The 12,283-nt window shown below is 70.2% G+C and carries 13 protein-coding genes and 1 pseudogene; 5 read left to right on the top strand and 9 right to left on the bottom strand.

Annotation, left to right across the window (positions count from 1 at the left end; genetic code table 11):
• Window positions 1–640, bottom strand: a pseudogene (locus tag CCN33_RS21490) (peptidase S8); the annotation flags it as partial.
• A 288-nt stretch (window positions 641–928) separates the two neighbouring features.
• Here CCN33_RS21490 and CCN33_RS21495 point away from each other — a divergent pair.
• The 3 genes from CCN33_RS21495 to moaA all read left to right on the top strand — a co-directional run bounded on the left by CCN33_RS21495 (window position 929) and on the right by moaA (window position 4,040).
• Window positions 929–1,279: a DUF485 domain-containing protein gene (locus tag CCN33_RS21495; RefSeq protein WP_086695190.1), complete on the top strand. Its 351-nt coding sequence runs from the start codon at window positions 929–931 to the stop codon at window positions 1,277–1,279.
• Window positions 1,276–2,919: a solute symporter family protein gene (locus CCN33_RS21500; RefSeq protein ID WP_086695191.1), complete on the top strand. Its 1,644-nt coding sequence runs from the start codon at window positions 1,276–1,278 to the stop codon at window positions 2,917–2,919. Before CCN33_RS21495 ends, CCN33_RS21500 begins: the two co-directional genes overlap by 4 nt.
• 131 nt (window positions 2,920–3,050) lie before the next feature.
• The gene (gene moaA, locus CCN33_RS21505; RefSeq protein ID WP_244173893.1) at window positions 3,051–4,040 is read left to right on the top strand and encodes a GTP 3',8-cyclase MoaA; all 990 of its coding nucleotides are present in this window, start codon (window positions 3,051–3,053) and stop codon (window positions 4,038–4,040) included.
• On the opposite strand, the gene CCN33_RS21510 is transcribed toward moaA, so the two are convergent.
• The gene (locus tag CCN33_RS21510) at window positions 4,023–4,241 is read right to left on the bottom strand and encodes a hypothetical protein (protein WP_086695193.1); all 219 of its coding nucleotides are present in this window, start codon (window positions 4,239–4,241) and stop codon (window positions 4,023–4,025) included. The two genes, moaA and CCN33_RS21510, sit on opposite strands and share 18 nt — an antisense overlap.
• Window positions 4,242–4,508: 267 nt before the next feature.
• Entirely contained in the window at window positions 4,509–4,901 is a 393-nt protein-coding gene (locus CCN33_RS21515) for a DUF3099 domain-containing protein (RefSeq protein WP_086695194.1), read from the bottom strand.
• Between the two features lie 239 nt (window positions 4,902–5,140).
• Here CCN33_RS21515 and CCN33_RS21520 point away from each other — a divergent pair, with 239 nt between their 5' ends.
• Entirely contained in the window at window positions 5,141–5,434 is a 294-nt protein-coding gene (locus CCN33_RS21520) for a GlsB/YeaQ/YmgE family stress response membrane protein (protein WP_086695195.1), read from the top strand.
• Between the two features lie 60 nt (window positions 5,435–5,494).
• On the opposite strand, the gene tyrS is transcribed toward CCN33_RS21520, so the two are convergent.
• The 6 genes from tyrS to CCN33_RS21550 form a co-directional block, all read right to left on the bottom strand.
• On the bottom strand, window positions 5,495–6,763 hold the full coding sequence (tyrS, locus tag CCN33_RS21525) for a tyrosine--tRNA ligase (RefSeq protein WP_086695196.1): 1,269 nt from the start codon (window positions 6,761–6,763) through the stop codon (window positions 5,495–5,497).
• Window positions 6,764–6,819: 56 nt separating this feature from the next.
• Complete coding sequence (locus CCN33_RS21530) at window positions 6,820–8,214, bottom strand: metallopeptidase TldD-related protein (protein WP_086695197.1); 1,395 nt, start codon at window positions 8,212–8,214, stop codon at window positions 6,820–6,822.
• Between the two features lie 106 nt (window positions 8,215–8,320).
• Window positions 8,321–9,844, bottom strand: a complete 1,524-nt coding sequence (locus CCN33_RS21535) for a TldD/PmbA family protein (protein ID WP_086695198.1) — start codon at window positions 9,842–9,844, stop codon at window positions 8,321–8,323.
• A 71-nt stretch (window positions 9,845–9,915) separates the two neighbouring features.
• Window positions 9,916–10,848 (bottom strand): hydroxymethylbilane synthase, encoded by a 933-nt coding sequence (hemC, locus tag CCN33_RS21540; protein WP_086695199.1) that lies wholly within the window; start codon window positions 10,846–10,848, stop codon window positions 9,916–9,918.
• On the bottom strand, window positions 10,833–11,033 hold the full coding sequence (locus CCN33_RS21545) for a DUF397 domain-containing protein (protein ID WP_086695200.1): 201 nt from the start codon (window positions 11,031–11,033) through the stop codon (window positions 10,833–10,835). The genes hemC and CCN33_RS21545 overlap by 16 nt, the downstream gene beginning before the upstream one ends.
• The gene (locus tag CCN33_RS21550) at window positions 11,030–11,866 is read right to left on the bottom strand and encodes a helix-turn-helix domain-containing protein (protein ID WP_086695201.1); all 837 of its coding nucleotides are present in this window, start codon (window positions 11,864–11,866) and stop codon (window positions 11,030–11,032) included. The genes CCN33_RS21545 and CCN33_RS21550 overlap by 4 nt, the downstream gene beginning before the upstream one ends.
• A gap of 187 nt (window positions 11,867–12,053) precedes the next feature.
• Between CCN33_RS21550 and CCN33_RS21555 the strand changes: the two genes are divergently transcribed.
• Window positions 12,054–12,283, top strand: a 230-nt coding sequence (locus tag CCN33_RS21555) for an ATP-binding protein (protein ID WP_140394614.1), incomplete at its 3' end; no start/stop codon positions are given.

Consider the following 12,283-nt stretch of genomic DNA (forward strand, 5'->3'; position numbering starts at 1 on the left):
TGTCCGGCGCGCCGGACACGCAGTTGACGGAGGCCGCCCGGTCGAAGTTGGGGGCGATGTCCGGGTGGGTGTCGTCCACGCCGGTGTCGATGACGGCGACCGTCACCTTGCTGTTGCCGAGCGTCTTCTCATGGGCCTTGTCCGCCTTGATGGCGGGCAGGTCCCACTGGAGCGGCTCCAACGGGTCCTGCCCGTCCACCGCCTTGGCCTTCGACAGCTCCGCCGCCGTCAGCGGCTTCGGTGCGCCCAGGTCGGTGGTGGACTGCGCGGGCAGCGGCGCGTTGCGGGTGGCCCCGGCCGAGGAGACACCGGGCACCTTGCGGATCGACGTGGCGAAGCCGGGGTTCGCGGAGTGCACCACGATGACGCCGATGCGGTCGTAACTGGCCACGACGGTGCCGCCGTTGCGTCCTATCGCGCTGCGCACCGACTCGATCGTGCGATGGTCCGTTCTGGTGTTGACCACGTAGGACAGCTTCGGGCCGTCGTACGTGGTGGCCGAACCCTCCGCCGCCCGCGTCGTCGGGGCCGTGGACGGGGCCGCCGAAGCCGCCGTCGGCAGGAAGCCGAGCGAGGCGGTCAGCGACAGCACGACCGGGACGGCCGGCGCGAACCGGCGCCGGGAGCGCAGATGAGCCATGGGATCTCCACATCATCCGGAAACGGAACCGCCCGAGGCACGGGTGGCGCTCGGGCAGGTACATGACGGGTGGAACAAGGTGAAGCTATCCCGCGGGCGCGGAACTCCGAAAGCCCCGAACTCGCGTGAACCGGCGTCAGCGCCGGACCGTGTGCGTCAACGAGGGGGCACGGCCGGATCGCGCCCCCCGGAGGATCACCACGGGGAGTCGCTCGTTGACGCCCGGTAACGTGATCTCCGTTCCAGTGAGGTCGGCAACCGCCCGTCCGTGACGCGAGGAGACCTTGAGTGGCGACCGAGACACCGCCCCCCGCGAAGCACCAACTTCCTTCCCCCGTGGAGTTCACCGAGGCGCAGGCGAGCGCGGAGTTCGGTGAACTGCGCCGCGCACACCGCTCCTTCGCCTTCCCCCTGACGATCGCCTTCATCACCTGGTACCTGCTCTACGTGCTGCTCTCCTGCTACGCGGGCGGCTTCATGGGCACCGAGATCGCCGGGAACATCAACGTGGCCCTCGTGCTGGGCCTCGCCCAGTTCCTCACCACGTTCCTCATCGCCTGGTGGTACGCGCGGCACGCGGCCGCCAAGCTCGACCCCAGGGCCGAGGCCATCAAGTCCCGGATGGAGGGCGGCGCATGATTTCCGCTCAGCACACGATCGCCGCCCAGCACACCTGGCTCGCGGCCGGCGAGGCCAGTGAGCACAGAGGGCTGATCATCTCCCTGTTCGCGGTCTTCGTCGCCGCGACCCTGGTCATCACCGTCTGGGCGGGCCGCCAGACCAAGGACGCCGCCGACTTCTACGCGGGCGGCCGCCAGTTCACCGGCTTCCAGAACGGACTCGCCGTCTCCGGCGACTACATGTCCGCCGCGTCCTTCCTCGGCATCGCGGGCGCCATCGCCCTGTTCGGCTACGACGGCTTCCTGTACTCCATCGGCTTCCTGGTCGCCTGGCTGGTCGCCCTGCTCCTGGTCGCCGAACCGCTGCGCAACTCCGGCCGCTACACCATGGGCGACGTGCTGGCCTACCGGATGCGCCAGCGCCCGGTGCGCACCGCCGCGGGCACCTCCACCATCGTGGTGTCGATCTTCTACCTGCTCGCCCAGATGGCAGGCGCCGGTGTCCTGGTCTCCCTGCTGCTCGGCATCACCAGCGACAGCGGCAAGATCGGCATCGTCGCCCTGGTAGGCGTCCTGATGATCGTGTACGTCACCATCGGCGGCATGAAGGGCACGACCTGGGTCCAGATGGTCAAGGCCGTCCTCCTCATCGCGGGCGCCGTTCTGCTGACCTTCCTGGTGCTGCTCAAGTTCGACTTCAACGTCTCCGACCTGCTGGGCTCGGCCGCCGACAACAGCGGCAAGGGCAAGGCGTTCCTGGAGCCCGGCCTGAAGTACGGCGCCACCGGCACCTCCAAGCTGGACTTCATCTCCCTCGGCATCGCCCTGGTCCTGGGCACCGCGGGCCTGCCGCACATCCTGATCCGCTTCTACACGGTGCCCACCGCCAAGGCGGCCCGGAAGTCGGTGATCTGGGCCATCGGCCTGATCGGCGCCTTCTATCTGATGACCCTCGCCCTGGGCTTCGGCGCCGCCGCGCTCATCAAGCCCGAGGAGATCATCGCCTCCAACAAGGCGGGCAACACCGCGGCCCCCCTGCTCGCCCTGCACCTCGGGGGAGTGGACTCCAACTGGGGCGCCATCCTGCTGGCCAGCATCTCCGCCGTCGCCTTCGCCACGATCCTCGCGGTCGTCGCCGGCCTCACCCTGGCCTCCTCCTCGTCCTTCGCCCACGACATCTACGCCAACGTGATCAAGAGGGGCCGGGCCACCGAGAAGCAGGAGATCAACGCCGCCCGGTACGCCACCGTCGGCATCGGCGCCGTCTCCATCGTGCTCGGTGCCCTCGCCCGCGACCTGAACGTGGCCGGACTCGTGGCGCTGGCCTTCGCGGTCGCCGCGTCGGCGAACCTGCCGACCATCCTCTACAGCCTGTTCTGGAAGCGGTTCACCACCTCAGGCGCCCTGTGGTCGATCTACGGCGGCCTGGTCACCGCGGTCGGCCTGGTGCTGTTCTCCCCCGTGGTCTCCGGCAAGCCGACCTCGATGTTCCCCGACGCCGACTTCCACTGGTTCCCGCTGGAGAACCCCGGCATCATCTCGATCCCGGTCGGCTTCCTGCTGGGCGCGGTCGGCACCCTGCTGTCCAAGGAGGTCCCGGACGCAGAGAAGTACGCCGAGCTGGAGGTACGGTCCCTGACCGGCACCGGGGCGCACTGAGCCGCCCGCCCGGCACACCTCACGGCCGCGTCCGCACCGGGCCGGGAAGCCACCCGCTGTCGATGTCCGAGGTCTCGCGTAGGCTCGCAGGTGACAGTGACAAGCGGTCCGGTACGAGGGAGGGGGCCCACGTGCTCATCGACACCTACGGCCGGGTGGCCACCGACCTGAGGGTTTCACTGACCGACCGGTGCAATCTGCGCTGCACCTACTGCATGCCCGAGGAGGGTCTGCAGTGGCTGGCCAAGCCGGACCTGCTCACGGACGACGAGATCGTCCGCCTGATCGACCTCGCGGTGACCCACCTCGGCATCGAAGAGGTCCGCTTCACCGGCGGCGAGCCCCTGCTCCGCCCCGGCCTGGTCGGCATCGTGGAGCGCGTCGCGGCGCTTCGGCCGCGCCCCCGGATGTCGATCACCACCAACGGCATCGGCCTCAAGCGCACCGCCGCCGCCCTGAAGCAGGCCGGACTCGACCGGGTCAACGTCTCGCTGGACACGCTGCGCCCCGACGTCTTCAAGACCCTCACCCGGCGCAACCGCCACCAGGACGTACTGGACGGCCTCCGCGCCGCCTCCGAGGCGGGCCTCACCCCGGTCAAGGTCAACTCGGTCCTGATGCCGGGCCTGAACGCGGACGAGGCCCCCGACCTGCTGGCCTGGGCGCTGGAGCACAGTTACGAGCTCCGCTTCATCGAGCAGATGCCGCTCGACGCCCAGCACGGCTGGAAGCGCGAGGGCATGGTCACCGCCCAGGACATCCTCGCCTCCCTGCGCACTCGCTTCGAGCTGACCGCGGAGGGCGAGGGCGAGCGCGGTTCTGCCCCGGCGGAGCGCTGGCTGGTGGACGGCGGCCCGCAGCGGGTCGGCGTGATCGCCTCGGTGACCCGTCCGTTCTGCGCGGCCTGCGACCGCACCCGGCTCACCGCCGACGGCCAGATACGCACCTGTCTGTTCGCCACCGAGGAGACCGACCTGCGCGCCCTGCTGCGCTCCGGCGCACGGGACGAGGAGATCGCCGAGCTGTGGCGCAAGGCGATGTGGGGCAAGAAGGCGGGCGCGGGCCTCGACGACCCGTCCTTCGTCCAGCCGGACCGCCCCATGTCAGCGATCGGCGGCTGAGTCCTCCCACTCCCGGAGCGGGACCACGTCCTTCAGGAAGCCGCGCACGCCGAGGAACTGGGACAGCTGCTCGCGGTGTTCCTCGCAGGCGATCCAGGTCTTGCGCCGCTCCGGGGTGTGGATCTTCGGGTTGTTCCACGCCAGCACCCATACGGCGTCGGCCCGGCAGCCCTTCGCGGAACAGATCGGTGTCTCACTCACGGGAAGATTCTCGCAGAGGCGGGCGAAGGGGAAGGGCCGCGGCGGGAGCGGAGTGAATTCGCGCGGAAACGGCTGCGAACAAGGCGACGCCGAGCAGCCACGGGGGGAGCTGCCCGGCGTCGGTCTGTCGCTCCGACGGGGGATGCGGAGCGCGTACGCAGTATGTCACGCACCACTGGCCGACCGGCACAAGAACAGCATGATTGAACTGAGCTTTTCTTGAGCTTGGCGGGAAGTCGCCTTCCGCTTTTTCCGCTCCCACGCTGCTCAGGCGCGGTCGGAACGTTTCTCCCGCCACTCCGGCCCCGGCCGGGACGATTCCTGCTCCGGGCCGGAATCCGACCGATCCGCTGACTCTTCGTCACGTGGCGGTGTGATCATCGGCTTGGACGGCATGGCGACGAAGGTCGACGGCAGCGACTGCGGCCGTTCCCGCCCCGCGTTTGCGATCACCACCGCGATGTACGGCAGCGCGGCGCCCAGCACCAGCGCCACGATGGCGACGTACCGCTCCACGTTCCACAGGGACGCGGCCAGGATCACGGACACCGTCCGGATCGACATCGAGATCACGTACCGGCGCTGCCGGCCCCGCACGTCCTCGGCCAGGCCGGTCCGGGCGCCGGTGATCCGGAAAACCTCGCCACGCTGCTTGCCCATCAGTCCACCATCCGCCCGCATGGGTCCAACCCCGGCCCGAAAGCCTCGTCCGGGCCCGAACCGGACCGGGACACCCCCCAACGGTACGCCGCCGGGCCGCCGCGTTCGATACCGGGGCGCCGCCCGGCCTGCGGGAACGTCCACCGTCCGGGTGGCTCCGGCATGCGGGGCGGCCGGGGCGCGCCCACACTGGCCAGGACGAGCGGATCGATCAGGTCGGACCGGACGAGGAGGCCGCCATGGGCTGGCTGTGGGCGATCATCGTGGGATTCGTGCTGGGCCTGCTAGCCAAGGCGATCATTCCCGGCAAGCAGCACAGCCCCCTGTGGCTGACCACCATCTGCGGCATCCTGGGCGCCCTGGCGGGCAACGCCGTCGCGCGCGGCCTCGGGGTGGCGGAGACGCGCGGGATCGACTGGAGCAGGCACATCTTCCAGCTCGTCGCCGCGATCATCATCGTGTTCTTCGTCGACAGGCTCTACACCGCGACCCTCGGCAAGCGCCGCAAGCGCAAGTACGACGAACGGGTGTGACACGGCGGGTACGACAGAGGGCGGCCTCCCGGCGAAGGGAAGCCGCCCTCTCGCAGTGCCTCAGGCGCCCGTGACCTCGACCGCCGCCAGGTTCTTCTTGCCCCGGCGCAGCACCAGCCAGCGCCCGTGCAGCAGCTCCTCGGCGGCCGGGACGGCGTCCTCGCCGGCGACCTTGACGTTGTTCACGTACGCCCCGCCCTCCTTCACCGTGCGCCGCGCGGCCGACTTGCTGGCCACGAGACCCACCTCGGCGAGCAGATCCACCACCGGGCCCAGTTCCGCGACCTGGATGTGCGGCAGCTCGGAGAGCGCGGCGGCGAGCGTGCGCTCGTCCAGCTCGGAAAGCTCGCCCTGGCCGAACAGCGCCTTGGACGCGGCGACCACGGCGGCCGTCTGCTCGGCGCCGTGCACCAGCGTCGTCAGCTCCTCCGCGAGCGCGCGCTGCGCGGCACGGGCCTGCGGACGCTCCTCGGTCAGCCGCTCCAGCTCCGCGATCTCCTCGCGGGACTTGAAGCTGAAGATCCGCAGGAACTTGGAGACGTCCCGGTCGTCCGCGTTCAGCCAGAACTGGTAGAAGGCGTACGGCGTGGTCATCTCCGGGTCGAGCCAGATGGTGCCCGACTCGGTCTTGCCGAACTTGGTGCCGTCCGCCTTGGTGATCAGCGGGGTGCCCAGCGCGTGGACCACGGCGTCCGGGTCGACCCGGTGGATCAGGTCGGTGCCCGAGGTGAGGTTGCCCCACTGGTCGCTGCCGCCGGTCTGGAGCGTGCAGCCGTAGCGCCGGTACAGCTCCAGGAAGTCCATGCCCTGGAGGATCTGGTAGCTGAACTCGGTGTAGCTGATGCCCGCGTCGGAGTTCAGCCGGCGGGAGACGGCCTCCTTGGCGATCATCTTGTTGACCCGGAAGTGCTTGCCGATGTCCCGCAGGAACTCGATGGCCGACATGCCCTGGGTCCAGTCCAGGTTGTTGACCATCACGGCCGCGTTCGGGCCCTCGAAGTCCAGCAGCGGCTGGATCTGCGCGCGCAGCCGCTCCACCCACTGGCCGACGATCTCCGGCTCGTTCAGCGTGCGCTCGGCGGTGGGCTTGGGGTCGCCGATCAGACCGGTGGCGCCGCCGACCAGGCCCAGCGGGCGGTGGCCCGCGTCCTGGATGCGGCGCATGGTGAGGATCTGGACCAGGTTGCCGAGGTGCAGGCTGGGCGCGGTCGGGTCGAAGCCGCAATAGAACGTGACAGGACCGTCCGCGAACGCCTTGCGCAATGCGTCCTCGTCGGTGGAGAGGGCGATCAGCCCGCGCCACTTCAGTTCGTCGACGATGTCCGTCACGGTTCTCGTGTCTCCTAGATGATCATGCGGCGGTCGGGTGACAGCCGACTACGAGGTTATACGCCCTGGCTGACAGAGCTCATATTGAATTCCGGCACGCGGAGCGCGGGCATCGCGGCGCGGGTGAACCAGTCGCTCCACTCGCGGGGCAGCGTCTGCTCGGTGCGGCCCGCCTCGGAGGCGCGGCCGAGCACGCCGACCGGCGACTCGTTGAACCGGAAGTTGTTCACCTGGCCGGTGACCTCGCCGTTCTCCACCAGGTAGACGCCGTCACGGGTCAGGCCGGTCAGCAGCAGGGTGGCCGGGTCGACCTCGCGGATGTACCAGAGGCAGGTCAGCAGCAGCCCGCGCTCGGTGGCCGCGACCATGTCCGCCAGCGAGCGGTCGCCGCCGCCGTCCAGGATCAGGTTGTCCAGCGCCGGGGCGAGCGGCAGGCCGGTCAGGTCCGCGCTGTGCCGGGTGGTGGTGAGGCGGTCGAGGACGCCGTCCTTGATCCAGTCGGTGGCGCGTACCGGCAGCCCGTTGTCGAAGACCGAGCGGTCGCCGCCGGAGGAGTGCGCGACGACGAAGGGCGCGCAGTTCAGGCCCGGCTCATCGGGGTCGCTGCGCAGGGTCAGCGGCAGCTCGCTGAGCCGCTCGCCGGTACGGGTGCCGCCGCCGGGCTTGGAGAACACCGTGCGCCCCTCGGTGGCGTCGCGGCCGGAGGCGGACCAGAGCTGGTAGATCAGCAGGTCGGCCACGGCGGACGGCGGCAGCAGCGTCTCGTACCGCCCGGCCGGCAGCTCCACGCGGCGCTCGGCCCAGCCGAGGCGCTCGGCCAGCTCGGTGTCCAGGGCGCCCGGGTCGACGTCCTTGAAGTCACGGGTGGAGCGGCCGGCCCAGGCCGAACGGGTGTGGTCCGGGGACTTGGCGTTCAGCTCCAGGGTGCCGGTCGGCTGGTCGTGCCTGAGGCGCAGGCCGGTGGAGGTGCCGAGGTAGGTGGAGACGGTCTCGTGGCTGGCGAAGCCGTACAGCTCGCGGCCGCCGGCCCGGGCACGGGCGAACGCCTCGCCCAGTGCCGGGGCGAAGTCCGCGAAGACCGCGGAGGAGGTCTCGGCGGGCGCGTCGCGGAAGTCGGGGGAGTCCGGGACCCCGCTGACCAGCGGCTGGGCGTCCTCGGCGGGTCCGGCCGCCCGTGCGGCGGCCTCGGCGGCCCGCACCAGCGGCTCCAGCTCGGCCGCAGTCACCGCCGACCGCGAGACCACGCCGGAGGCGGTGCCCTGCTGCCCGTCCACGGTGGCGATCACGGTGAGGGTACGGCCGCGGGTCACGCCGTTGGTGGTGAGCGCGTTGCCCGCCCAGCGCAGGTTGGCGCTGGACTCCTCGTCCGCGATGACCACACAGCCGTCCGCCCGGGACAGCGCGAGGGCCCGCTCGACGATCTCGTAGGGCTTGCTGTTCCGCGCGCTCATCGCCCGGCCTCCTGCGTGGTGTTGAGACTGTGCCATCCCGGGGCCGATGACATGAGCGGCTGCCGCCGCGGGCCCCCGGACCCCCAGCCGATCGTCGTGCTGACCTTCATCGACCGGCCTCCTGGGTCGTGTTGAGGATGTTGACGCCCCGGAACAGGGCGGAGGGGCAGCCGTGGGAGACGGCGGCGACCTGGCCGGGCTGGGCCTTGCCGCAGTTGAAGGCGCCGCCCAGCACATAGGTCTGGGGGCCGCCGACAGCGGCCATCGAGCCCCAGAAGTCGGTGGTGTTGGCCTGGTAGGCGACGTCCCTGAGCTGACCGGTGATCCGCCCGTTCTCGACGCGGAAGAAGCGCTGGCCGGTGAACTGGAAGTTGTAGCGCTGCATGTCGATCGACCAGGACCGGTCGCCGACCACGTAGATACCCCGGTCGACGCCCCCGATCAGCCCCTCGGTGGACAGCCCGGCGGGGTCCGGCCGCAGCGAGACGTTGGCCATGCGCTGCACCGGGACATGGCCGGGGGAGTCCGCGAAGGCGCACCCGTTGGAGCGCTCGAAGCCGGTCAGCCTGGCGATGCGGCGGTCGAGCTGGTAGCCGGTGAGGGTGCCGTCCTTCACCAGGTCCCAGGACTGCGCGGCCACGCCCTCGTCGTCGTAGCCGATGGTGGCCAAGCCGTGTTCGGCGGTGCGGTCGCCGGTGACGTTCATCAGCTCGGAGCCGTACCTGAGCTTGCCGAGCTGGTCGAAGGTGGCGAACGAGGTGCCCGCGTAGGCGGCTTCGTAGCCGAGGGCGCGGTCCAGCTCGGTGGCGTGGCCGACGGACTCGTGGATGGTGAGCCACAGGTTGGAGGGGTCGACGACCAGGTCGTACAGGCCCGGTTCCACGCTGGGCGCGCGCATCTTCTCGGCCAGCAGCTCCGGGATCTGTTCCAGTTCGGCGTCCCAGTCCCAGCCGGTGCCGGTCAGGTACTCCCAGCCCCGGCCGGCCGGCGGGGCGAGGGTGCGCATCGAGTCGAACTCGCCGCTGGAGTCGTCCACGGAGACGGCCGTCAGCTCGGGGTGCAGCCGGACGCGCTGTTGGGTGGTGACCGTCCCGGCGGTGTCGGCGTAGAACTTGTTCTCGTGCACGGTGGTCAGCGAGGCGTCCACGTGGTCGACGCCCTGCGCCGCGAGGAGCCGCCCGCTCCAGTCCGCGAGCAGCGCGGACTTGTCCGCGTCGGGCACGGTGAAGGGGTCGACGTCGTACGACGAGATCCACGTCCTGTCGGCGTGCACGGGCTCGTCGGCCAGTTCCACGCGCTCGTCCGACCCGGCGGCCTTGATCACCTGCGCGGACAGCTTGGCCATCGCCACCGCCTGCGAGGCGACCTTGGCGGCGCCGTCCATCGTCAGGTCCACCCCCGAGGCGAACCCCCAGCTGCCCCCGTGCACGACCCTGACCGCGTACCCGAGGTCGGTGGTGTCCGAGGACCCTGACGGACGCCCGTCCCGCAGTCGCCAGGAAGCGCTGCGCACCCGCTCCAGCCGGAAGTCGGCGTGCTCGGCCCCGAGGGCGCGCGCACGGGCGAGAGCCGCGTCGGCGAGGGCCCGCAGGGGGAGCGCCAGGAAGGAAGGGTCGATGTGTTGAGCCACGGGCGGGTTCCTCCTGCACGGGGTGGGGTGCTCAGGAGGATACGTCGCTCGCGGGCGCGGTCCCTCTTGGTTCAGTGGGCGATGCCGTCGATCAGCTCCCGCGCGCCCTGGCGGAGCAGGGCGACGGCGACGGACGTGCCGAGCGTGGCCGGGTCGAGACGGCCGGCCCACTCGTGCGCGTGCAGCACGGTCTTGCCGTCGGGCGTGAACACGGCGGCACGCAGCGAGAGTTCACCCGAGCGCTCGGTACGGGCGTACCCGGCGATGGGGGAGTTGCAGTGGCCCTGGAGGACGTGCAGCAGCATCCGCTCGGCGGTGGTCTCCCGGTGGGTGGCGGGGTCGCCCAGGTCGCTGACGATGTCGACGGTCTCGGTGTCGTCCTCCCGGCACTGGAGGGCGAGGACGCCCGCGCCGATCGGCGGCAGCATGGTCTCCAGCGTCAGGACCTCACTGGCCGCGTCCATCCGGCCGATGCGCTCCAGGCCGGACACGGCCAGGATCAGCGCGTCCGCCTCCCCGGCGGCCATCTTCTCCAGCCGCTTGTTCGCGTTGCCCCGGATCGGCACGCAGTCCAGGTGCGGGTGGGACGCGGCGAGCTGCGCGACCCGGCGCACGGAGGAGGTGCCGATGCGGGTGCCCGCCGGCAGCTGGTCCAGGGTGCGGCCCTGCGGGTCGACCAGGGCGTCCCGGATGTCGTCCCGCGCGAGGTATCCCGCGAAGCGGGTCCCTGCCGGGATGGGGCGGTCGCCGGGCACGTCCTTCATGCAGTGCACGGCGAGGTCCGCGTCGCCGCGCAGCAGAGCGGCGTCCACTTCCTTGGTGAAGGCTCCCTTGCCCTCGACCTGGGCAAGGTCCCCCATCCAACGGTCACCGGTGGTCGTCACCGGCAGTACCTCGGTACGGACGTGGGGGTGAAGCGCAGCCAACTCGGCCTGCATGCGGTCGACTTGGGCGAGCGCCATGGGGGAGTTGCGGGAAACGATACGAATCAGATCACCGGGCATGAGGGCACGATACGGCCCACGAACGCGGCCCACGCCTCCGGCGCCACGGTGAGGGGCTGGATGCGGGTGTCTTTGGAGTCACGGATGTGGACGAGACCGGGGCGCACGGCGACCTCGACGCAGTTGGCACCCTCGGAGTCGCTGTAGCTGCTCTTGAACCAAGCCGACTTGTCAGTGGTGCTCATAGCGCTCCTCGGATTTGTTCCAGCAGCTTCACGGTAGTCGGCCAATCCATAGCCTGGGAACGCAGCTTGCCATAGCGCTGCAACAGCACACTCACGTCTTTGGGCGTAGAAAGCAGGTTGCTCGATCGCTGCCCTTCCGTGTAGCCGAGCCACTGGCAGGAAGGGGTCTCGGCCAAGTACATCGGACCGTCGACACCGGCGTGGTCCTCGCGCACGGTGGGCATGACCTGGATCCCGACATTGCGCCGGGTGCCCACCTCAAGGAGGTGGTCGATGACCTGCCTCGTCACTTCCCTTCCGCCGAGTCGCCGTTCGAGGACGCACTGCTCGACGACAAAGATGAACGTGGTGGTGACCCTGGTGGAGATGAGCTGGTGTCGATCCAGCCGAGCTCTCACATTGCGTTCGATCTGCTCCTCATCCACAGGCGGCGGCACGCAGTTGAGCAACGCCCGGATGTACGACTCCGGCTGCAACATTCCAGGCAGCACCCGGCATTCGTAGGCGTACAACGAGATCGCTTCCTCCTCGATCCCAGCCCACTCCTGGAACCGATGCGCCAGCCCCGGTCGTCTGGTCAGACTGCTTGCCGCTGCCGTGAGTACTTTGCGTCCCTGCGCCCCTAACGCCTCCTCGGCCCGAGCAGGCAGCTCCGACGGCGGGAACCGCTTGCCCTGCTCGATCTTGGCGATGTAGGCCGACGAGTATCCGACCCCCCTGGCGAACTCCTCTTGCGTCAGCCCGGCCAGCTCCCGCAGCGACTTCAGTACCGCACCGAAGGTCCTGAGGCTGTCGGGGAGTTCGGGCTCGCCCCCGCCCTTGTCCGCTGCCATTGTCATCGCCTCCCGTGCGCTCAACTCGCCCGATCCGTCCGCCGTCACGGGGAGTAACCCACCCAGTCCAGAGTGTGCACTGATACAAGCGGAGTTGTATGGGCTTCGTTCCTGTTGGCCGCCCGGAGGGACTCCCCACGCTGGAGGTATGCCGCCCACACCCGCCCAAGAGGCAGTCACCGTACGTATGTTCGCGCAGCGTTTCTCCGCCACCCGGCGGGGTGCCCGGCTGGCGCGCCGCTTGGCCGTGCATCAGTTGGACCAGTGGGGCCACCCCTACGGCACCCCCGTCTCCGAGGCCGTCGCCCTGATCGTCGCCGAGCTCGCGGCCAACGCCGTCCTGCACGGCCGCGTACCCGGAAGGGACTTCGAACTCCGCCTCCACCACCGGGACGGCACCGTGAGGATCGAGCTGTC

Origin of the sequence: Streptomyces recifensis, from assembly GCF_002154615.1 — a bacterium.
GTDB lineage: Bacteria > Actinomycetota > Actinomycetes > Streptomycetales > Streptomycetaceae > Streptomyces > Streptomyces griseoluteus.